At 56.6% G+C, this 21,410-nt stretch carries 12 protein-coding genes, 7 pseudogenes and 1 riboswitch; of the genes and pseudogenes, 10 read left to right on the plus strand and 9 right to left on the minus strand.

Annotated features, from left to right (window positions below):
- Positions 1-386: 386 nt before the first annotated feature.
- The 4 genes and pseudogenes from HLB35_RS03360 to HLB35_RS03375 all read left to right on the plus strand — a co-directional run bounded on the left by HLB35_RS03360 (position 387) and on the right by HLB35_RS03375 (position 5,074).
- A complete protein-coding gene (locus tag HLB35_RS03360; RefSeq protein WP_171701603.1) occupies positions 387-1,907 on the plus strand; it encodes a carbohydrate porin in 1,521 nt (506 codons plus the stop codon).
- 300 nt (positions 1,908-2,207) lie between these two features.
- Positions 2,208-3,713, plus strand: coding sequence for a glucose-6-phosphate dehydrogenase (gene zwf, locus HLB35_RS03365; protein WP_171701474.1), 1,506 nt, complete (start codon positions 2,208-2,210; stop codon positions 3,711-3,713).
- A 73-nt stretch (positions 3,714-3,786) separates the two neighbouring features.
- Positions 3,787-4,379, plus strand: a pseudogene (gene pgl, locus HLB35_RS03370) (6-phosphogluconolactonase); the annotation flags it as partial.
- 33 nt (positions 4,380-4,412) lie between these two features.
- Positions 4,413-5,074: pseudogene (locus HLB35_RS03375) on the plus strand (bifunctional 4-hydroxy-2-oxoglutarate aldolase/2-dehydro-3-deoxy-phosphogluconate aldolase).
- A gap of 167 nt (positions 5,075-5,241) precedes the next feature.
- Here HLB35_RS03375 and HLB35_RS03380 read toward each other — a convergent pair.
- Positions 5,242-6,045 (minus strand): IS5 family transposase, encoded by an 804-nt coding sequence (locus tag HLB35_RS03380; RefSeq protein WP_171701475.1) that lies wholly within the window; start codon positions 6,043-6,045, stop codon positions 5,242-5,244.
- Positions 6,046-6,207: 162 nt separating this feature from the next.
- Between HLB35_RS03380 and HLB35_RS03385 the strand changes: the two genes are divergently transcribed.
- Positions 6,208-6,915: an inorganic diphosphatase gene (locus HLB35_RS03385; RefSeq protein WP_171701476.1), complete on the plus strand. Its 708-nt coding sequence runs from the start codon at positions 6,208-6,210 to the stop codon at positions 6,913-6,915.
- Positions 6,916-6,984: 69 nt separating this feature from the next.
- Here HLB35_RS03385 and HLB35_RS03390 read toward each other — a convergent pair whose 3' ends face one another.
- From HLB35_RS03390 to edd, 3 genes and pseudogenes are all read right to left on the minus strand, one after another.
- Positions 6,985-7,944: a carbohydrate kinase family protein gene (locus tag HLB35_RS03390; protein ID WP_171701477.1), complete on the minus strand. Its 960-nt coding sequence runs from the start codon at positions 7,942-7,944 to the stop codon at positions 6,985-6,987.
- 157 nt (positions 7,945-8,101) lie between these two features.
- A complete protein-coding gene (glk, locus tag HLB35_RS03400; RefSeq protein ID WP_171701478.1) occupies positions 8,102-9,067 on the minus strand; it encodes a glucokinase in 966 nt (321 codons plus the stop codon).
- Positions 9,067-10,952 (minus strand): annotated as a pseudogene (edd, locus tag HLB35_RS03405) (phosphogluconate dehydratase). Before edd ends, glk begins: the two are co-directional and overlap by 1 nt.
- A 289-nt stretch (positions 10,953-11,241) precedes the next feature.
- A riboswitch (cobalamin riboswitch) is annotated at positions 11,242-11,497 on the plus strand.
- 142 nt (positions 11,498-11,639) lie between these two features.
- Here edd and HLB35_RS03410 point away from each other — a divergent pair.
- The 5 genes and pseudogenes from HLB35_RS03410 (at position 11,640) to HLB35_RS03430 (ending at position 16,726) form a co-directional block, all read left to right on the plus strand.
- Positions 11,640-13,511 carry a TonB-dependent receptor domain-containing protein gene (locus HLB35_RS03410; RefSeq protein WP_171701479.1) on the plus strand — a complete coding sequence of 624 codons (1,872 nt, stop codon included), beginning with the start codon at positions 11,640-11,642 and terminating at the stop codon, positions 13,509-13,511.
- Positions 13,501-14,325, plus strand: a complete 825-nt coding sequence (locus HLB35_RS03415) for a helical backbone metal receptor (protein WP_328730918.1) — start codon at positions 13,501-13,503, stop codon at positions 14,323-14,325. Before HLB35_RS03410 ends, HLB35_RS03415 begins: the two co-directional genes overlap by 11 nt.
- A gap of 97 nt (positions 14,326-14,422) precedes the next feature.
- On the plus strand, positions 14,423-15,394 hold the full coding sequence (locus HLB35_RS03420) for a FecCD family ABC transporter permease (RefSeq protein WP_216601390.1): 972 nt from the start codon (positions 14,423-14,425) through the stop codon (positions 15,392-15,394).
- Positions 15,391-16,160: pseudogene (locus HLB35_RS03425) on the plus strand (ABC transporter ATP-binding protein). The gene HLB35_RS03420 and the pseudogene HLB35_RS03425 overlap by 4 nt, the downstream one beginning before the upstream one ends.
- Positions 16,161-16,285: 125 nt before the next feature.
- On the plus strand, positions 16,286-16,726 hold the full coding sequence (locus tag HLB35_RS03430) for a YtoQ family protein (RefSeq protein ID WP_171701481.1): 441 nt from the start codon (positions 16,286-16,288) through the stop codon (positions 16,724-16,726).
- Between the two features lie 33 nt (positions 16,727-16,759).
- Here HLB35_RS03430 and HLB35_RS03435 read toward each other — a convergent pair.
- The 5 genes and pseudogenes from HLB35_RS03435 to HLB35_RS18750 all read right to left on the minus strand — a co-directional run.
- A pseudogene (locus HLB35_RS03435) lies at positions 16,760-17,946 on the minus strand (DEAD/DEAH box helicase); the annotation flags it as partial.
- A gap of 345 nt (positions 17,947-18,291) precedes the next feature.
- Positions 18,292-19,870, minus strand: a pseudogene (purH, locus tag HLB35_RS03440) (bifunctional phosphoribosylaminoimidazolecarboxamide formyltransferase/IMP cyclohydrolase).
- 50 nt (positions 19,871-19,920) lie between these two features.
- Positions 19,921-20,268, minus strand: coding sequence for a DNA-binding transcriptional regulator Fis (gene fis / locus HLB35_RS03445; protein ID WP_171701482.1), 348 nt, complete (start codon positions 20,266-20,268; stop codon positions 19,921-19,923).
- Entirely contained in the window at positions 20,265-21,002 is a 738-nt protein-coding gene (locus HLB35_RS03450) for a tRNA dihydrouridine synthase (RefSeq protein WP_422822412.1), read from the minus strand. Before HLB35_RS03450 ends, fis begins: the two co-directional genes overlap by 4 nt.
- Positions 20,959-21,302, minus strand: a pseudogene (locus HLB35_RS18750) (tRNA-dihydrouridine synthase). Before HLB35_RS18750 ends, HLB35_RS03450 begins: the two are co-directional and overlap by 44 nt.
- Between the last annotated feature and the right edge of the window lie 108 nt (positions 21,303-21,410).

The raw sequence follows: 21,410 nt of genomic DNA on the forward strand, positions 1-21,410 counted from the left end.
CTCATTCAAGCGCGATAAACGTAATTAACTTCAATATTGCAGCGTATCTTAAACGATTAAGATACGGTATCGACAAGTTAGCTGTTTCAGGCAGGTAAATTCAACATAGACTTTTGTATTACGTGTTGCGTTCATATGACATTTTAGCGATTCATTATTAGACATTGGTCGATATTTTGCATTTGTGGGTTGGTTTCAAGGGACTTAATCGATTAAGTTTTTGCGGCGGGGCATAGTGGGTCAACCCAAGCGAATTGATCCCGCTGCCGTTTAGAAAGTTTAAATTAATAATAATGTGTCGATCGAAGAGAACGCCACTTCGGCCACGACTTCAACAAGGTTGTCGAATCATGCAAACAATAACGCCCAAAACCATTTCTACCGCCATGTCTAGAATGACGTTTAAGACGCCTCTAGCCGTTGCCATCGCTGCCGCCTCTGTTGGCCTGAGCGGTGTGGCGATGGCCAATACCAGCATTGAAGAACGCCTGGCCGAGCTTGAAGCGCGTATTGCCTCAGCTGAGCAGCGCGCTGCTGACGCCGAACGGCGTGCCGAGATCGCCGAGCAGAACCTGGAAAGCGCCCCCGCTTCCAGTGCGCCTGCTGCGGCCAGTCGGGATGTTGAAGAGCGTCTGGCCGCCGTTGAGCGTCAGGCCAGCGGTGAAGAAGGTTTCTCTTTCAATGTTTACGCTCGCTCAGGGTTGTTACTTGGTGAAGATGGCAAAAGCATCAACGGTGGGCCTTACGTGACACCCGCGGGTAGCCTGGGTGGTGCTGTCGGACGTCTGGGCAATGAGCCGGATACTTATTCAGAAGCGATCCTCAACTACCGCATGCGCTTTGATAACGGCGCCAAGGCACGCTACACCACCATGTTGGCTCACGGTACAACGTCCAGCAACGACTGGGTGGGCGATGATACCAACCTGAACGTGCGTCAGGTGTACGCCGAGTTCAGCGATCTGCCCAGCTTTACCGGTGCGTTTGAAGATGCCTCCATTTGGGCAGGTAAGCGCTTTGATCGCAACAATTTTGACATTCACTGGCTGGATAGCGACGTGGTCTTCCTAGCCGGTACCGGTGCCGGTATCTACGATATGCAGTTTGCTGATAACTGGAAATCCAGCTTCTCACTGTATGGTCGCAGTTTTAGTGACTACCCGGTCGTCAACCGTGAAAACCCTGGCCTGGACGGCGAGAACAGCGATACCGATAACCTGGTGCTGACCTCGAACAACTATTTTGGTGATGTTCAGGTGATGGTCAACGCCATGTCGGCAGCCGATAACGACGAGCGTGATATCGGTGCAGGTCAGCAGGCGGCTGACAGTGGCTGGCACACCATGGTGGCCTACCATGGCGATAACCTCTTTGGCAGTGAAGGCAACTTCAAGGCCGCAGTACTGCATGGCCAAGGCCTGGGTGCTGAAGTCAAAGGGCTTGGCAGCAATGGTGACCTGACTGAAGACGCGACCTCAACGCGCCTAGCCCTGTATGGCACCACCTATGTGGCACCCAACTGGCGGGCGGCGCCTTCCGTGCTGGCTGAAACCAGCGAAGATCGACTCAATAAAGGCGATCGTTTCGACTGGGCGACGTTCAACCTGCGTCTGGCCAATGAGATTACCCAGAACTTTGAAATGCAGTATGAAGGCAGCTACCAGTACATGGATCTGGACCGCGGTGATGGCAACGCCGTTAGCGGTAATTTCGGTAAGCTGACCATAGCGCCCACCTTCAAGCCGGAAGTAGGTGGTTTCTGGAAGCGCCCTGAAATTCGCCTGTTTGCTTCCTATACCGATTGGGACGCCGAGCTTAACGGCTACGACAGCAGCGATGCCTTTGGTGATGAGGGCTACACAGGTGGCCAGTGGAGCTTCGGCGTCCAGACAGAAGTCTGGTTCTAATCGCTGTTTCCACTCTTGAGATTCCTTGCTGGTAGATAGATCAAGAACTGTTTCGCTGATGGTTTGCCCGCGTCCACGCGGGCTTTTTTGTATGCGCTATTATTCAGGCCTGGAGGCAACTGCCTTTGGGGGGCAGAATTGATGTAGCGTGATAGTCATCGCCAGGAGTGATTTAAATGTAGTAAAATTACATAGTAAATTGCTTTTTATGGCATATGTTGGGTATATTTTTACTAATCCAACTAAAATAAAGCCAGTTTGGACGATTGTTGCCAAACCGACCCCAACCAAGGAGCGATCATGAGCCAGTCCCGTGATGCGTCAACATCCCCTTTGGGTAACCCGAACCATGCCATTGATCTTGCCCTGTTTGGTGCGCTGGGCGATCTGGCGTTACGCAAGCTATTTCCGGCACTTTACCATCTTGACCGTGAAGGCCTGATGCCGGAAAGCACCCGCATCATGGGGTTGGCACGTCAGGAGCATGATGCGACGACGTTTCGTCAGGAGGTCGAAGCCGCTCTGCATAAACGCCTGAAAGCTGATGAGCAGGATAAGGTCAGCCTCAAGCGTTTTCTTGGCAGACTGGATTATCGCCAGCTGAATTTCACTTCTGCCAAAGGTTTTGAAACCATCAAGGCCTGGCGGGAAGGGGCACCGCGCCCCATGGTGGTCTATCTGTCGGTGGGTGCCAAGATTTACGGCGATATCTGCCATAACCTGCAGGCCAGCGGCAGCCTGGATGATGAAACCCGGGTGATTGTCGAAAAGCCGATTGGCTCTGATCTGGTTTCCTCCCAGCAGATCAATGATGCGATTGGTGCCGTGTTTCCAGAATCGCGGATCTACCGTATCGACCACTATCTGGGTAAGGAAACGGTTCAGAACCTAATTGCCCTGCGTTTTGCCAACCCCTTGTTCGGTACCCAGTGGAACCAGAACCATATTTCCCATGTGGAAATCACGGTCGCGGAAAAAGTCGGTATAGAAGGGCGCTGGGGCTACTTTGATGACGCCGGTCAGCTGCGTGACATGGTGCAGAACCACCTCTTGCAGTTGCTTTGCCTGATTGCAATGGACCCGCCTTCCAACTTGGACGCTGATGCCATCCGTGATGAAAAGGTCAAGGTACTCAAGGCGCTCAAGCCGTTTACCGGCGATGCCCTGGGGCGTGATGTGGTGCGCGGCCAGTATATTGCCGGTACCACGGATGGCCAGCCGGTGCCCGGCTATCTTGAGGAAGACGACGCCAATACCCAGAGCCAGACGGAAACCTTCGTGGCCATGAAAACCGAAGTGTCCAACTGGCGCTGGGCGGGGGTGCCTTTCTATCTGCGTACCGGCAAGCGGATGCCGGAAAAGCTTTCCCAGATCGTGATTCACTTTCGCCAGCAGCCCCACTATATCTTTGATCCGGATCAGCGCGGTATCGCCGCCAACAAGCTGATCATCCGCCTGCAGCCGGAAGAAGGTATTGCCCTGCAGGTGCTGACCAAGGATAGCGGCCTGCATAAAGGCATGCGTTTGCGCCCTGGCCCCTTGCACCTGGATTTTAATAGCGCTTTTCCCAAGTCGCGTATCCCGGATGCCTACGAACGTCTGCTGCTGGAGGTAATGAAAGGGCAGCAGTATCTGTTTGTGCGCCGCGATGAAGTGGAATATGCCTGGCGCTGGTGTGATCAGCTGATTGAAGGTTGGCAGAACCGTGATACCCCACCGCGTCGCTATCCTGCCGGGTCATGGGGGCCAGTAGCCTCCATTGCCATGATTACCCAGGATGGCCGCAGCTGGTACGAGGATTATTAATATGAGCGAAGCACGTAAGCACCTAGCTACGCAGCTGGCTGAAGCCGTGGCAGAAGCGCTTTCCAGCGATCTGAAACAGCGCGAACGCGTACTTCTGGTGGTGTCGGGTGGCTCCACGCCGGTGCCTTTTTTCAGGCCCTGGCTGCCAAACCGCTGGCCTGGGAACGCATTGATATCACCCTGGCGGACGAGCGCTGGGTGGACGAGCAAAGCGACGACAGCAATGCACGTCTGGTACGCCAGCACCTGTTGCAAGGGCCCGCCAGTGCAGCGCACTTTTTGCCCTTGACCACCACGGCAGGCACCCCGGAGCAGGGTGTTGCCGAAGTAGCGGCTCAAGCCGCTCGCCTGGCTTGGCCTGCCAGCGTGGTGATTCTGGGCATGGGCGGTGATGGCCATACCGCATCGCTGTTCCCCGATAGCTTGGAGCTGGATCTGGCGCTGACCACTGAAGAACTTCTGGTGGCGGTGCGTACGCCCAGCCAGCCTCAGCCGCGTATCACCTTTTCAGCCGGGCAGTTACATCAGGCACAACGCCATTTCCTGCACATCAGCGGTGACGATAAACGCAATGTGCTGGCCCAGGCCATGCAGGGCGATGATGTCCGCCAATTGCCTATTCGCGTTTTTCTGGCCAGCCCCCTGGCTATTTACTGGGCCCCTTGATGGCGAGCCACCAAAATTTCAGGAGTATCATCCATGACAATCGATAAGCAGCTTCCCTCGACCCGCACCGCCGAGCTGGACAGCATCTGCCTGAAGGCAGAAGTGATCCCGGTATTGACCATTGATCGCCTGGAAGACGCCGTACCCTTGGGGCGGGCGCTGGTGGAAGGGGGCTTGCCGGTACTTGAAGTCACCCTGCGTACCGACTGTGCTCTTGAAGCCGTCAAGCGCATGCGCGAAGCACTGCCCAGCGCCAGCATTGGGGTGGGCACGGTGCTGACCCCGGCACAGTACCGCCAGGCCGAGCAGGTTGAAGCCGATTTTGTCGTCACCCCGGTGCTACCGAAGCGCTCTACCGCTACGGAGTGGAAAGCCCGGTGCCGATGTTGCCCGGCGTATCGACGATCTCAGAGCTGATGACCGGCTGGCAGTATGGCTACCGCCGCTTCAAGTTCTTCCCGGCAGAATCCAGCGGTGGCGCCAAGGCGCTAAAGGCGTTCGGTGCGCCGATTCCTGGCGCGCGTTTTTGCCCCACGGGCGGCATCACCGTCGACAATGCGGCCGATTATCTCAGCCTGCCTAACGTGATGTGCGTCGGCGGCTCCTGGCTGACGCCTAAGGCGTTGATTGAAGCGGAAGACTGGGACGGCATCCGCGAGCTGGCGCGTCAGGCGGCTGAGCGTTTCCATCATTAATGCGTAGACGTTGAATCGGCGCGAACGAGCACTCTGTTGAACGATTCTCCTGGCTTGCCGCACTAATTACGGGTCGTGTGTGCAAGTCTTTTGCCCGAGCATGGTGACATGCTCGGGTTTTTTTTGATCCTCTAATGTTGTGCAGAGGAGAGCACTAAGAACTCATTTCAAAACTGTCTTTTGAGACGATTAAAACAAATCAGCGAACATCCGATTAACGTGAATGCATAGTGTATATCGGTTCGCCGCTCGTACCGTGTTGCAAGTCGTCTCATCTGCTCCAACCAGGCAAAGGTGCGCTCAACTACCCAGCGATGACGCCCCAAGCGCTGCGTGTCTTCTACACCACGTCTGGCTATACGCGCTTGAATATGCCGTCGGCGACAGGCACGACGACAGCGTGCAAAGTCATAAGCCTTATCGGCGTGAAGCTTGGTGGGCCTTTGACGTGGGCGACCAGATCGACCTGCAACAGGTTTTATCGTATCCAATAGAACAGATAAAGGAATGCTGTCATGCATGTTGGCACCTGATAGAACAACTGCCAAAGGGGTTCCTTGTCGGTCAGTCAGAAGGTGCCGCTTTGTGCCGGGTCGTCCGCGATCCGTTGGGTTTGGCCCAGTGGCAGATCCCTTTTTTTTTGCCTTGATGGAAGCACTGTCCATGCAGGCACGGTCCCAGTCGAGTTGTTCGGCTTCCTGTAAATGACTTAGCAACGTCTGGTGAAGCTTTTCCCAGACGCCGGCGTCGTGCCAATCACGCAGTCGTCGCCAACAGGTTACACCGGAACCGCATCCCATTTCCTGTGGCAACATCTCCCAAGGAATGCCTGATTTGAGTACAAACAGAATGCCTGTCAATGCGGCACGATTAGAAATACGTGGCCTACCACCTTCGTGCTTGGGCGGTTCAGGTGGTAAAAGCGGTTCAACAATGTTCCAGAGCTCATCAGGTACGATTTTCTTAGCCATAATGGATCGAGCTTAGGATATTAATGCTTGATTTCAAGGGTTTTGAAATAAGCTCTAAAGCGTAACGCGCCCCGCCTAAATGTTTACTGCTGGCATTTAAGAATGTCATTTGCTCGTCATTTCTCGTTGTTAATCTTTCCTGAACCATCAGAGGAGAGCAGCATGAAACATCCATTAGTACTCACAGGTATGACGTGCATGGCGCTTTTAGCGTCTTCGGTTCAGGCGCAGCCATTGGGCGGGTTGGCATTTTCTGAAACAACGCCGCATGCGCAGAGTATGAATGTCAAAGACGCCTACACGATTGTTGGCAATGAGAACCTGATGTCTCTGGACGCCATTAATGCAGATGGCTCTGTTAACGCTATCGTTGAGATTCCAACGGGAACATCTGCGAAGTGGGAGGTGAGCAAAGACGACCCGAAAGCGGTGTATTGGGAATATAAAAACGGTGACCCACGGGTAGTGAACTACCTGGGATACCCCGGCAATTACGGCGCTATTCCCGGTACGGCTTTGCCAAAAGAGTTGGGCGGCGATGGTGATCCGCTCGACGTGATTGTGCTGGGGCAGGCCGTTCCACGGGGTGAGATTGTCGATGTCAGCGTGATTGGCGTTCTAAAAATGCTTGATGACGGTGAGCAGGATGACAAGCTGATCGCGGTGCTTACCCAGGATTCTCCGTTTGCTCATGTTGAAAGCATGGCGCAGTTGGACAGCGAGTTCCCGGGCGTCAGCCAGATCATTGATCTTTGGTTCGCCAACTACAAAGGGCCTGATGGCGGTATGGAAGGGCTTGGGTTTGAAGAAGCCGAATCGGCCAGAGCGGTACTGGAAGCAGCAGCCGAGAATTTCGCAGCCACCCAGTGAAGTTCAAGGTGAATCGTCAAGGGATCTTGATACGGCGGCGGCTGCCAAGGGCAGTCGCCGAGGTGATGATCAGGTGTTGCGAAGGGCTTCGATATCGGCATGGGTCGGCAGGGCCGCGTAGGCGCCTAGGCGAGTCACCGCGTGGGCACCGCAGCGGCAGGCGATATTCACAGCGCGCACGAGAAATTCGTGATCCTGATGCCAGTTGTCCTCAATACCGTGGCGGGATAGTTCCGCCAGCAGGCCGCCAATAAAGGCATCGCCGCCCGCGGTGGTGTCCACCGCCGTTACCTGGGGTGGCGTGAAGGTGTGATCCAGGTCAATGCCTTTAAGCGTTACCTGGTTGGGGCCATCGGTGATCACGATGACCTTGACACTTGCTGCCAAGCGTTCAGCAAGCCAGGTATCCTGAGGGTGGTTACCGCGCAGATAATCCAGTTCTTCCAGGGACACCTTGACGAGTTCGGCGCTATCCAGCAGTTCCGTCACTCGCCACGCATCAGCTGATCCATCGGCCCACAGGTTATGGCGCAGGTTGGCGTCCACGCTGACAAGACAGCCGGTGCGCTTGGCCATGTTGGCAATGGCCAGGGTGGTATCGGCAATTTCTGGGTCAGTCAGGCTGTTACTGCACAGATGGACAATCGCTGGCTGCTCGAAAACGCCGTGGGGCAAATGCTCCAGTCGATAAAGCAGGTCGGCGGCCGGTGGGCGATAAAAATCAAAGGTACGCTCGCCACTGGCATCCCGGGAAACAAACGCCAGCGCCGTGCGCGCTTCGTTGGTCAGCACCATACCCTGGGTATTCACCCCATGAGCGGCCAGTTCGCTGACCAGAAAATGGCCAAAACGATCATCACCTACCATGCCTAAAAACTGGCTGGGCACTCCCAGGCGCGCGCAGGCAACTGCCACGTTGGCAGGGGCGCCTCCTGCATAAGGGGTAAACGTCTCCTGCCCAGTGTCATTACCCAAGTGGCTGGACAGCATATCCACCAAGGCCTCACCAAAGGCAATCACCGGCGTCATAAATTTCTCCTGGTCATTACAGAGATTGATCAGTTGTTATGCGACGCAGTGGCCGCGTGCTTCAATCCAGTCAGCGAGGTGGCTTCATGCAGACGCATCATGCCGAGAACAAAGGGCACATTAAAAGTCTGAGCTGGCATGGATATTCCTGATAAGTTTAAAAAACTTCTTCGTTATGCAGCGCTTCGGCAGCACCGAGTAACCCCGTCCATGGGTGAGTGACAACGGATACCGGAATATCGGCGTTGTAAGCGCCCATGCGGCCTTTGTTGGCAAAGCTCTGGCGTAGTTCCGATCGAGGTAGCCAGTCCAGCAGGCGGGGCAGAATGCCCCCGCACAGGTAGACGCCACCTCTGGCGCCCATGGTCAGCGTGGCATCACCGCACACATCCCCCAGAATCTTTAAAAAGCGCAGCACCGTTGCGTTGGCAAGCGGGTCGCCGTGGTTGGCTGCCTGGGTGACGTCAGCGGGTGACTGACAGCTGGGCGTCTTATCTTCCAGAAGACAGTGAGCCTGATACAGCTCAAGCAGGCCCTGGCCGCATAGGATGCGTTCGACGCTGACCCGCGAGTGGCGAGTCAGAAAGATATCCAGCAGGGCGCGTTCGGTGCTATCAGTGGGCGCAAAGGTGACGTGGCCACCTTCCGTCGGCAAGGGAATCCAGGCATGCTGGCCGGGAAAAACGCCGGCCACGCCAAGCCCTGTTCCTGGGCCAATAATCAGCCGGGTCGAGTGGGGAAGAGCGGTTCCCGCCTGCACTTCGACCAGATGTTCGGTATCCACATGGAGTACGCCGAGCGCCTGGGCGGTGAAGTCGTTGATCACCTTGAACAGCGACAGATTCAACGCCTGCTGAACGTCGCTTTTCATGAAATCCCAGTGGTTATTGGTCATCTTGACCCGCTCGGTGTGAACCGGGCAGGCAAATGCCAGACAGGCTTCCCGGGGCGCCTCGGCGGCACTGGTACCTACTCGGCTCAGGTAATCCTCAATCGCCTCAATAACGCCCGGGTAGTCGGCGCAGGGCAGGTTGAGAACCTCTTGGGGCGCCATCTCCCCAGGCGCTACCAACGCAAAGCGCGCATTGGTACCGCCGATGTCGCCAATCAGTGCGGGTCGCATCAAGCATCCTCTCCAAAAATCTGACCCTCCTGACGGGCCAGGTCATCGGCTTCAAAGCCACCGAAAACGCCAGCACCTTCTTCACCGCGCATGGCCAGATGACGGAAGCCGCCAAACAGTTCGCGGCCCAGGCCGACGTGGTAGTGATCCAGGTTGCCGACCACACACTCCCGAGCTTGCCAGGTGGCCGCATCGACCTTGGCTTCCAGCGTGCCGCTGTTGGCGTCCAAGCGTACTACATCGCCATCGCGCAGTTTGGCCAGAGGGCCGCCGTCAAGGGCCTCTGGGCTGATGTGAATGGCGGCGGGTACCTTGCCGGAGGCACCGGACATCCGCCCGTCAGTCACCAGAGCCACCTTGTGACCGCGATCCTGCAGAACCCCCAGGAAGGGCGTCAACTTGTGTAGTTCAGGCATGCCGTTGGCCTTGGGGCCCTGAAAACGTACGACCGCGATCACATCACGATCCAGCTCTCCTGCTTCGAACGCGCCTTTAAGCTCGTTCTGGTCTTCAAAGATCTTAACCGGTGCTTCAACGATGCGGTGTTCTTCAGCCACTGCCGATATCTTGATCACACCTCGGCCCAGGTTGCCTTTCATCACCGTCAGGCCGCCTGTCGGGGCAAAGGGTGTTGCCACCGGACGCAGCACCTCTTCGTCCAGGCTTTGCTGCGGGCCTTCGTGCCAGACCACCTTGCCATCTTCCAGGAAGGGTTCTTGGGTATAGGCGGTCAGGTCGGTGCCGAATACGGTCGGAATGTCACCATGCAGCAAGCCAGCACCGAGTAGTTCGCGGAACAGGTAGCTCATGCCGCCAGCCGCCTGGAAGTGGTTGATATCCGCCTGGCCGTTGGGATAAACCTGCATCAGGCTGGGAGTAACGGCAGACAGATCGGTGAAGTCGTCCCAGTTGAGGGTAATGCCCGCCGCTGCGGCCATGGCGATCAAGTGCATCGTGTGGTTGGTGGAACCGCCAGAGGCGAGCAGGCCGACCACGGCATTGACGATGGCGCGCTCATCAATCTGCTGGTAGAAGGGGCGATAGCCACCACCGGGTTCGGTATTGCGAATGGCCTGTTCGGTGGCGAAGCGGGTGAGGGCTTCACGCATTTGTGTACCGGGGTTCACAAAGGAGGTACCCGGCAGGTGAAGCCCCATGACTTCCATCATCAACTGGTTGGAGTTGGCGGTGCCGTAAAAGGTGCAGGTGCCCGGGCTGTGGTAAGAGGCTGACTCGGCTTCCAGCAGGTCTTCACGACTGGCCTTGCCTTCTGCGTACAGCTGGCGGATGCGCGCTTTTTCTTTGTTGGGCAAGCCACTGGGCATAGGGCCGGCAGGAACGAACATGGCCGGCAGATGGCCGAATCGCGCGGCGGCAATAAACAGCCCCGGGATGATCTTGTCGCAGACACCCAGATATAAGGCGGCATCAAACATGTTGTGAGAAAGCCCAACGGCGGCGGCCATGGCAATCACATCGCGGGAAAACAGTGAAAGTTCCATCCCTGGCTGGCCCTGGGTGACACCATCGCACATGGCGGGTACACCACCGGCAAACTGGGCCGTCGATCCCATGGCGCTGGCAGCCGCCTTGATGGTTTGCGGGAAGGTCTCAAACGGCTGGTGGGCCGACAGCATATCGTTATAGGACGAAATAATCCCCAGATTGGCACTGTTCATCAACTTCAGGGCATTTTTGTCCTGAGGATTACAGGCGGCAAAACCATGGGCCAGGTTGCCGCAGGAAAGAGTGCCACGATGAACCCCTGGCGATGCTGATCGGCCATGCGCTGTTCATACAGGGCACGCCGCTCGGCAGAGCGCTCGCGGATACGTTGCGTGATCTTGGCAACTGTTGGGTTGAGCGGTGATGATGAAGTGGCCATATCAAACCTCGCGAATCGGGAGATAAAGGTGTTGTTGACTTGGGTAGCCTATCAAAAAGCGCCATTGGCCATCGCAGTGGCGACATGCGGTTGATAGATGTAGCGGCATATAGGGCACTCTATTGTAGTTTTATTACTCTTTAAAGCCTTTATTTTTGCTCATTATACGTGCATATGGGTTTATTTGTAGTTTTATTACATAATTTTTGTCGGAGGGTTTTCTCTTCCATCACTCACTTCATGTTCTTGAAAACAAGCTGTCAAATTGACCCGCTCACGCCAAGTTGCTAGTTTACGCCATCATTTGGGTGCTGGCAGTTATCTGGACTGCTGGTGAAACGGGAAGTTGGTGAGGGTGTTTGTGGCCTGTGTAATGGGTCATCCAACGCCTTGATTCCAACGCTGCCCCCGCAACGGTGATCGAGTCAAGAACGGCCATAACGCCACTGTACCTGCTAAACCGGTATGGGAAGGCGGCCGCTCGGAAAGTGCCTAACAGCCTTTCTCTCGTCAGCCCGGAGACCGGCCCGAATGAAGGCTTGCAAAAAGCCGTTACCTACCAGGACGCGGAGGGCGTTCTTGAAGTCTTGACGTGCTGATGATGTTAGCGCTCGAAACTTCCTTTGCCCTCACGCTCTGGCACTTATTAATGCCGTGCGGGTGAGCACGTAGAGCAAGGGAACCATGATGTCATACTCCATTTCCACCTTTACCGGGCTGGCACTGTTTACGCTGGCTGCTATTCCTCAGGCCGTGCAGGCCCAATCTTCCAGCGATACTGCGAATGCGTCGCTTGACCCAGTGGTTGTCACCGCAACCCTGGCGCCGCGCACCGCCAATGAGTCGTTGGCTTCCGTCAGTGTTATCGACGAAGCGGCCCTGCGTCGTCAGAATCCGGCCAGCATCACCGAGATGCTGCGCGCCCAGCCGGGCGTTGATATCACGACTCAAGGCACCTACGGCAAGCAGACTAGCCTGTTCATGCGCGGCACCGGCAGTAATGCCAATGTGCTGTTGATCGACGGTATCCGTTTGCGTTCGGCCACCACGGGTGCCGCCGCCTGGGAATTTCTCGATCCTCAGCTGTTTAAGCGCGCTGAAATCGTGCGTGGCCCGCGCGGTAGCCTGTATGGCGCTGATGCGGTAGGCGGAGTGATTCAGCTGTTTACCCTGGACAGCCAAGCAGAAGGCGTCAGCCCTCGGGTGTCCATCGGCGGTGGCAGCCACGCTAGCCAGCGCGTATCCGCATCGCTTTCCGGCCAGCAGGGCGGCACCCGCTACACCTTTGCGGGTAGCCGCTTCGACACTGACGGTGGGCCGGTACGCCGTGATGGGGAAGATAAAGGCTTTGACGCCACCAGTGGCTTGGTCAAGCTTGCGCATCGCTATGATAACGACGCTGAAGTGGGCTTTCTGGCGCTGCGCTCACGCGGTAACAGTGAATTTGAGGGCCCAGGGCCCGCTGAGGATGATTTTGTTCAACAGGTAGCAGGCGTATACGCGGAACTTCCCGTAACGGATACCTGGCAAAGCCGGTTAACGCTGTCAGAGGCTCGTGATGAGCGCGATACCCAGGCGCCCACTTATACGTCGCTTTTCGAAAGTCGCACGCGAACCGCTCAGTGGCTGAATACTCTGGCGTTTGGCCTGCATGAAGTGATCATTGGCGCTGAAATGGCCGAAGATGACTTGGGAGACAGCGAGACATCAGGCCTGAACTTCAATGAAAGCAGCCGCTACAATCGCGCTGTTTTTGCCCAGGGGCTGCTGGATTTCCATCCGCTGACTACCCAGCTGAGCCTGCGCTACGATGATAACGAAGCCTTTGGCGACGAAGTTACCGGTAGCCTGGCATTCGGCTTTGCCTTTGATGACCAGCATGTGGCGCGGGCCAGTTACGGTACGGCCTTTCGGGCGCCGACCTTTAATGAGCTATATTTCCCGTTTGCCGGGTCGAGCAACCCGGATCTCAACGCCGAATCCTCAGACACATTTGAGATGGGTGTGCGCGGGCAGTATGAGCGCTGGTTCTGGGACGCCGCCATCTACCAGACAGAGGTGGATGAGCTGATTGCGCTGGATGCCAACTTTACTCCCATCAATGTGGACAAGGCGCGCATTCAGGGCGCGGAATTGAGCCTGGGCGCCGAGCTTGGAAACTGGCTGCTTGCTGGTGCCTTGACCTACACTGACCCACAAAGCCGCAGCGGTGATAATCAGGGCAAGCGCCTGCAGCGGCGCGCCAGTCAGTCAGCAAGGCTGGATGTGGATTACCAGCTTGATGAAGTGCTATTAGGCGGTTCCTGGGTCGTCCAAGATCATCGTTACAACGATGCCGCCAATCAGCAGCGCCTGCCGGGCTATGGGCTGTTGAACCTGCGCGCAGGCTGGGAATTCGCTCCTCAGTGGTCAGTGCGTCTGACTCTGGATAACGTGCTGGATAAAACCTTTACCACCGCCCAAGGACAGGAGTTTGACCCGGTGACCTTTGCATCGACGCCGTTTGACTACATCAACGCCGGCCGCACAGGCTTCCTCAGCGTTCATTATGGCCAATAAAGCCTTCACTAGCGCATTGTGCAGCGGGCTTGCTGGTCTTTTATTGGCCGCCTGCCTGCCGATGAATGCTGATGCGTCCTATTGCGCCATTGATGATCTTGGCGAGCAGCTTTGCCTTGAAGCGCCAGCGCAGCGTATTGCGGCGCTGTCGCCAGGCGCCACCGAGCTGGCCTTTGCTGCTGGGGCCGGTGAGCAGGTGGTGGCGGTGGTGGCGCACAGTGATTATCCGCCTGAGGCCGAGAAACTGTCCTCAGTGGGTGATCACCAGCGTATCGACCTGGAGGCTTTGCTCTCCCTGCAGCCGGATCTGGTGATTGGCTGGGTCTCTGGTAATCCTCCGGCCCAGCTGGAAAAACTGGCCGCGCTGGGCTTGTCGGTTTTCTACCTGGAACCGCAGCATTTTGAAGGCATTGCCAGCGCTATTGAGCGTTTGGCAAGCCTCACGGATAGTGAAACACAGGGCTACCCGGCGGCGGATGACTTCCGTAACCAGATGGCAGCGCTGGAAGCGCGCTATGCCGACCTTGAACCCGTCTCCGTTTTCTATCAGGTCTGGGAAACACCGCTGATGAGTGTCAATGACGAAAACTTTATCGGCCAGATTATTAGCCTGTGCGGTGGCGACAATATCATGGGCGAGCAGACTCGGCAGGTGCCGCGTCTTAACCCCGAAGTGGCCATCGCAGAGAACCCGGCCGCCATCGTTACGGGGGTAACGGCGAAGATAACCGCGACTGGTTCGAGCATTGGCGGCAATACCCTGAGCTTTCAGCGGTTGCCAATGATCATCTCTTTCTTGTTCCGCCTTCCTTGATCCAGCGGCCCACGCCGCGCCTGGCGCAGGGAGCGCGCCTGCTATGCGAACAACTCGATACCGTCCGCCAGGCGACGCTGGTAGAGCCAGCCCCGTGATGCCCCGCTTTGCGCTTCCACTGATAGTGCTTGCACTGCTGGCCGTGCTGGCGATTGGCGGTGCGATGATAGTGGGCAGTGCCACCCTGGGCTTGGAGCAGTTAGCGGCCGTGTTTGTGGGCCAGGGGGAACCGCTGGCGCATACCCTGGTGATGGAGCTGCGCCTGCCAAGGGCGCTATCTGCCTTTGCGGTGGGTGGGCTTCTTGCGGTAGCCGGGGCCCTGATGCAGATCCTTTTGCGTAACCCGCTGGCCGACCCTTATGTACTGGGCATCTCCGGCGGTGCTGCGGTGGGGGCGCTGGCGGCCATGCTGGCCGGGCTAGGCGGTGTGCTGCTGTCCGGCTCTGCCTTTGGCGGTGCCTTGCTCTCCATGCTGCTGGTGTTTGCTTTAGCACGGGGTGAGGGCAGCTGGACGCCTTCGCGCCTGCTGTTGACGGGCGTTGTGGTGGCCTCAGGTTGGGGCGCTGTGATCACGCTGTTGCTATCGCTCAGCCCCACCCAGGCCTTGCCTGGCATGCTGTTCTGGCTGATGGGGGATCTTTCCTACGCCCGAGCCCCCTGGGTGCCATTGACGCTGCTGTTGCTGGTTTGCCTACTGTTGATGCCGCTTGGCCGCCACCTGAATGTGCTGGCGCGCGGGCCGATGCAGGCCGCTTCCCTCGGGGTAGATGTCAGATGGCTTTCCTGGGGAATCTATTTGATCGCTAGTCTGTTGACCGCCACAGCCGTCACCAGTGCCGGTACTATTGGCTTTGTTGGTCTGGTGGTGCCGCATATGCTGCGCCTTGTGCTGGGCAATGATCAACGCCTGATTCTGCCTGCTTGTGCGCTGAGCGGAGGCTTGCTGCTGGTTGTCGCGGATACCCTTGCGCGCAGCGTGATTGCCCCCGAGCAGCTACCAGTTGGGGTAATTACTGCACTGCTGGGGGTGCCGGTGTTTCTGCTGTTGCTCAACCGGAGCCGTTCATGACGCGTCTGGAAACCGACAATCTGGTGATCAGGGTGCCGCAACGCGCCCCGGGCGTGCCGCTCTCTTTTAAGCTGGAGGCTGGGCAGGTGTGGGGAGTGCTGGGCCCTAACGGTGCGGGTAAAACCACCTTGTTGCATACCCTGGCCGGGCTTTTAACGCCGCGTTCAGGTCGGGTGCTTCTTGATGGTGTCTGCCTTGAGAAGCTAAAGCGTGGCCAGATTGCCCGCCGTCTGGGCATGGTGTTTCAGGAGCGCCATGATGACTTTCCGGCCACAGTGATGGAGACCGCCCTGATCGGGCGGCACCCGTTTCTTTTTCTGCCTGGCAGCGTGAAGGCGCCGAGGATTACCGTCTGGCGGAGGCCGCCTTGCAGCGTCTGGATGCGGCTCATCTGGCCAAGCGTCTGACCAGTACGCTGTCAGGCGGTGAGCGTCAGCGGGTAGCCATGGCCACGGTACTCACCCAGAAGCCGGATATCTGGCTGGCCGATGAGCCCACCAACCATCTGGATCTGCACCACCAAAGTGCAGTAATGGCGCTGCTTGCCGAACAGGCGGCGCAGGGCGCGGCGGTGATGATGTGCCTGCATGACCTGAACCTTGCTGCCCGCTGGTGTGACCATATCCTGCTGCTATATCCCGGCGGTGAGGCCTGCTGGGGTCCAAAGGACGAAATGTTGGTGACATCTGCTTTGGAGCGGCTTTACCAGCAACGCCTGGCCAGCGTAGAGGTCGACGGCGCGCCCGTCTTTGTGCCTGTTAAGTAAGTCTCACTCCGTATGAAAAAACGCTGGGAAAGGTGTCTTGATATTTATGGAATATTTTTCCATAAAGCGTGTGTGCGTTATGATAGGCGAATGAACCATGACACTCACCATGATCAGGAGTTGCTATGAGCTTTTACGTTTACCTTTCCGGCGAAATTCACACCGATTGGCGTGAAGAGATTCAGCAGGGCGCAGAGGCCGCCGGGCTGGATATTGTCTTCACCGCGCCGGTTACGGACCACGATGCCAGCGATGCTGCAGGCGACCACCTGGGCAAGCCGGCCGATGGCTTCTGGCGCGATCATCAGTCATCCAAGGTCAACGCCATTCGCACCCGTACCATGATCGAACAGGCGGACTTAGTAGTGGTGCGCTTCGGCGACAAATACAAGCAGTGGAACGCCGCTTTTGATGCGGGCTACTGCGCAGCCCTGGCCAAACCCTATATCACCCTGCACAGCGAAGAGATTGTTCATCCCCTGAAGGAAGTTGATGCCCAGGCTCAGGCATGGTGTACGACAACCGATCAGGTGGTGGAAACGCTGCGCTATGTGCTGAAAGCCTGAGTGTTCTGAAAGCCTGAGTGAAGGCTTAACGATGGTTTTTTTAACGTGATTCAAGTTGGAAGCAGGGACTGCTTTTTTAACCGGAAAGGCAGCAATTTCTTTGCGCTCAATCGTATTTTTCAAACGCTTTTCAATTGCGCACAGGTTTTTAAAGTCACTGATGTCGACAAGAGAAATGGCTTCACCTGAGGCACCTGCACGGCCAGTCCGGCCAATGCGGTGGATGTACTCTTCTGGTTGATAAGGTAAGTCGTAATTCACCACACGGCTCAGTTCACCAATATCCAACCCCGGGCGGCCACTCCCGTGGCAACCAGATACTTGAGTTCGCCTGCTTTGAACTGAGCCAACACCTTCTCGCGCATGGCCTGGCTTCTGCCGCCATGAATGGCATCTGCTCGGATGCCGCGTTTTTCCAGCTGGGCAACCAGCTTGGCTGCACTGTGTTTTTTCTCGACAAAAATAAGGGCCTGATCCCACGCTTGCTCGCTGATCAAGTGGCTTAACAGTGCGGACTTGGTGTCTTTGTCTACCGTGATTAGCCACTGTTTGATATTAGCAGCGGCGCGGATGTTCGGAGAAATTGAGATGTCAGCCGCCAGGTCGGTCATCTTGCTATCTGAAAAACCGTAGGCAAGGGCGCGAACGTCATTGGTCATGGTGGCGGTAAACAACAGGTTTTGACGATTTTCAGGCAGGCGTACGATGATTTTGTGGATATCATCGACAAAGCCCATGTCGACCATTCTGTCCGCTTCGTCCAACACCATGACCTGAAGCTCATCAAAGTGCAGCGCACGCTGATGGGCCAGATCCAACAGCCTACCCGGTGTGGCGACCAGAAGGTCGACGCCTTCTATCAAGCGCTCTTTTTGAGGCTGGGTATCCACGCCACCATAGACGGCCATAGAGGTTAAGTGCGTGTGTTTCGCATATTGCGCCACACTGGCTTCGACCTGAACCGCCAGCTCACGGGTTGGCACCAGAATCAGCGCACGGATGCGTTTGCCGCGCAATGTTTCCGCTTGACTGAATTGTTCCAGCAGAGGCAGAACAAAGGCAGCCGTTTTCCCTGTTCCGGTCTGTGCGGTGGCGATCAGGTCTTTTCCTGAAAGAATGGCAGGAATCGCTTGTTCCTGGATGGGCGTTGGTGTTTTGTAACCAAGCTCAGCAATCGCTTGAACAAGAGGACGGGATAAGCCTAGTTTTGAAAAGGGCATGAGGTGCTCAGACAGAGGGTCGTAAGGTGTGTTGAAAATTAAAGATACTGCAGTATAACGGAAAAGCAGCTCATGGTAGCTGAATCGACGCTGGGAATGGCGTTCAATTGCTACGCTTATCGGGGAGGGGAGGAGTGATATTCGCAGCAAGGTTGCCATTCAGCCGATAAAGAAGTACAGCACTTTACCTCTGGATCGCGGTAGCACAGCCTAGCCTTATAAAGACACATCCATCTGCATAACCTGGCTGCTTTCTACCAGAGCCTCCAGGCTCACCTCATTAAAGCCTCATTCAATCAATGCTTTCAAGGGTGAGCCTTACGGATGTGTCTGTGCTGATCAGTTTTAGTGACGGAAGTGGCGCATACCAGTGAACACCATGGCGATACCGGCTTCGTTGGCGGCGTCGATGACTTCCTGATCGCGCATGGAACCACCAGGCTGGATCACGGCGGTAATGCCAGCAGCAGCGGCGGCATCAATGCCATCCCTGAATGGGAAGAAGGCATCCGACGCCATGACCGATCCCGGCACTGAAAGGCCTTCGTCTGCCGCCTTGATGCCAGCAATCTTGGCGGAATAAACACGGCTCATCTGTCCGGCACCAACGCCGATTGTCTGGCCAGCCTTGGCGTAGACAATCGCATTGATTTGACAAACTTGGCGACACGCCAGGCAAAGGCCAGGTCGCGTAATTCCTGCTCGGTTGGGGTGCGCGCACTGACAACACTCAGCTCGTCACGCTCGACCATACCATCATCTGCCTGTTGAACCAGCAGACCACCGTTGACACGTTTGAAATCCAGTGAGGCCTGTTGACTGGCAGGCCAGTGGGCACTGACATCCAACAGGCGGATATTCTGCTTTTCAGCCACGATAGCAGCCGCTTCTGCGCTGATACCGGGGGCAATCAATACCTCGACAAACTGGCGGTCGATAATGGCGCGCGCCGTGTCTGCATCCAACGCTACATTAAAAGCGATAATGCCGCCAAAGGCACTGGTTGGGTCGGTGGCAAACGCCTTGTCGTAGGCATCCAGTGCGCTTTCGCCAACGGCAACCCCGCAAGGGTTGGCATGCTTGACGATTACACAGGCGGTTTCATCAAAGGCCTTGACGCATTCAAAGGCGGCATCAGTATCGGCAACGTTATTATAAGATAGCGGCTTGCCCTGCAGCATCTTAGCCGTTGCTACGCTGGCTTCTGCAGCATCGGGCTCGACATAAAAAGCGGCTGCCTGGTGGGGATTTTCACCGTAGCGCATATCCTGCTTCTTATGCAGCTGGAGGTTGAAGGTGCGTGGGAACTGCTGATCGGCGTCGCTGATCTGGCGGCCGAGAAAGTCAGCAATGGCGCCATCGTAGCCTGCCGTGTGTTCAAAGGCCTTGACGGCCAGGTCAAAGCGCGTGGCGGCGCTGACCTGACCATCCTGTGCAGTCAGTTCGCCCAGGATACGCGGATAATCATTGGCGTTGACGACAATGGTGGTGTAGGCATGGTTCTTGGCGCAGGCGCGGACCATGGTAGGGCCGCCGATATCAATATTTTCAATCGCATCTTCCAGCGTGCAGTTTGGCTTGGCGACTGTTGCGGCAAAGGGGTAGAGGTTGACGACCACCATGTCGATCGGGCGATATCGTTGTCGGCCATGACCGCATCGTCCTGGCCGCGACGCCCGAGGATGCCACCGTGAATCTTGGGGTGCAGCGTCTTGACGCGTCCATCCATGATTTCGGGAAAACCGGTGTGCTCGGAGACTTCCTTGACCGCGATCTGGTTTTCCTGCAGCAGGCGGAAGGTGCCGCCCGTCGAAAGCAGTTCAATGCCTTGTTCGCAAAGGCCGCGGGCAAAGTCAACAATACCGGTTTTGTCGGAGACGCTAAGTAAAGCGCGGCGTACAGGAGTTGCAGTTGTATCAGCCATTAAGGGTGCTCTTAAGCAGAAACGATGGATAGAAAACAGCAAGGCCCGATTCAGGGGGCATCACCTTCAAGAAGACCGTAGTGCTTTAGTTTTTTACGCAGTGTGCCACGATTCAGCCCCAGCACGGCAGCTGCGCGTGTCTGGTTGCCATCGGTATAAGTCAGCACAGAGGACAGCAGGGGCGCCTCGACTTCGGCCATCACCATGGCGTACAGATCGCTGGTCTCGCCGCCATCCAGATGCTCAAAATAGCGTTGCATGGAAGCTTCAACGGCTTCGCGCAGAGGCTGAGGAGGCGTATCACTTGTTCTAACACTGGCCTCGTCGTGAGTGCCAGATGCCGTACTGGAGAAGGTATTCGATAAAGCAGAATTGGTTGAAATAGCCGGTTCTTTCATGCGGCATGGCTTCCTTTAGCGAAGAGGCGCTCATTAGCATCATCAGCCATCGCCTTGTGGATCCATTCCAGCTGAGCGCTGGGCGAGGTCAACGCATTAAACTGGCGTTTCAGTTCGCGTATCTGAGCCGCATCAAAGCGCTTATCTGTGTCCAGATACCAGCCAAGATGCTTGCGGGCAATACGTGGCCCCATGGTGGCCCCATAAAATTCATGCAGTGCCCCAAGATGTTCACTGAGGACATGGCCACGTTCGCTGAGCGCCGGGGGCGCCAACTCATGGCCATGTTCAAGATAATGGCTGATTTGCTGGAAAATCCACGGGTTGCCCTGGGCGGCGCGGCCAATCATGACCGCATCAGCCTGGGTGTAGCGGAGCACATCATGGGCTTTTTGCGGGCTGTCGATGTCGCCATTGGCAAATACCGGTATGGACAGCCGGGATTTGATCTCGGCAATGGTGTCGTACTCGGCCTGACCATTATAGCGCTGCTGGCGGTGGCGACCGTGTACGGCCAGTGCCTGGATGCCGGATGCCTCGGCGAGCCTGGCGATGGTAAGTCCGTTATTGCTTTCAGCACACCAGCCGGTGCGGATCTTCAGGGTGACTGGGATATCAACTGCTTTGACCACGGCTTCGAGAATCCGCGCAACCAGAGGTTCATCGCGCAACAGCGCAGAGCCTGCCGCCTTATTGCAGACTTTTCTTGGCCGGGCAGCCCATGTTGATATCAATCACCTGGGCGCCAAGGTCGGCATTCAGACGAGCCGCTTGGGCCAGTATTTCGGTGTCGCCCCCGGCAATCTGCACAACCTGGGGGATGGTTCGCCAGCATGGTTCATACGCTGCTGGGATTTACGGGTATGCCACAGGCTGGGGTCTGACGTGACCATCTCACCCACTACCCAGCCTGCCCCCAAACGGCGGCAGAGCTGCCGGAAAGGCTGGTCAGTAACGCCCGCCATAGGGGCGAGAATGACCTGATTAGGCAGTTCATAGTCGCCAATGGTTGGCAGTGATGAGGTTAGAGGCATAGCATTCAGCTCATGGGTTAACCGATACGCAGCGCGTGGGGGTCAGTATGATACGCTGACTCGCCCCGTGGGTGAAGGCCACTGGCAACACAATACGCCTGATTTGCA

Source organism: Vreelandella azerica (assembly GCF_013112225.1).
In the GTDB taxonomy this organism is placed as follows: Bacteria; Pseudomonadota; Gammaproteobacteria; order Pseudomonadales; family Halomonadaceae; genus Vreelandella; species Vreelandella azerica.

Coding starts and splice junctions, on each gene's coding strand:
- HLB35_RS03360 (WP_171701603.1), top strand. CDS start 387: ATGTCTAGAATGACGTTTAAGACGCCTCTAGCCGTTGCCATCGCTGCC.
- zwf (WP_171701474.1), top strand. CDS start 2,208: ATGAGCCAGTCCCGTGATGCGTCAACATCCCCTTTGGGTAACCCGAAC.
- HLB35_RS03380 (WP_171701475.1), bottom strand. CDS start 6,045: ATGGCTAAGAAAATCGTACCTGATGAGCTCTGGAACATTGTTGAACCG.
- HLB35_RS03385 (WP_171701476.1), top strand. CDS start 6,208: ATGAAACATCCATTAGTACTCACAGGTATGACGTGCATGGCGCTTTTA.
- HLB35_RS03390 (WP_171701477.1), bottom strand. CDS start 7,944: ATGACGCCGGTGATTGCCTTTGGTGAGGCCTTGGTGGATATGCTGTCC.
- glk (WP_171701478.1), bottom strand. CDS start 9,067: ATGCGACCCGCACTGATTGGCGACATCGGCGGTACCAATGCGCGCTTT.
- HLB35_RS03410 (WP_171701479.1), top strand. CDS start 11,640: ATGTCATACTCCATTTCCACCTTTACCGGGCTGGCACTGTTTACGCTG.
- HLB35_RS03415 (WP_328730918.1), top strand. CDS start 13,501: ATGGCCAATAAAGCCTTCACTAGCGCATTGTGCAGCGGGCTTGCTGGT.
- HLB35_RS03420 (WP_216601390.1), top strand. CDS start 14,423: ATGCCCCGCTTTGCGCTTCCACTGATAGTGCTTGCACTGCTGGCCGTG.
- HLB35_RS03430 (WP_171701481.1), top strand. CDS start 16,286: ATGAGCTTTTACGTTTACCTTTCCGGCGAAATTCACACCGATTGGCGT.
- fis (WP_171701482.1), bottom strand. CDS start 20,268: ATGAAAGAACCGGCTATTTCAACCAATTCTGCTTTATCGAATACCTTC.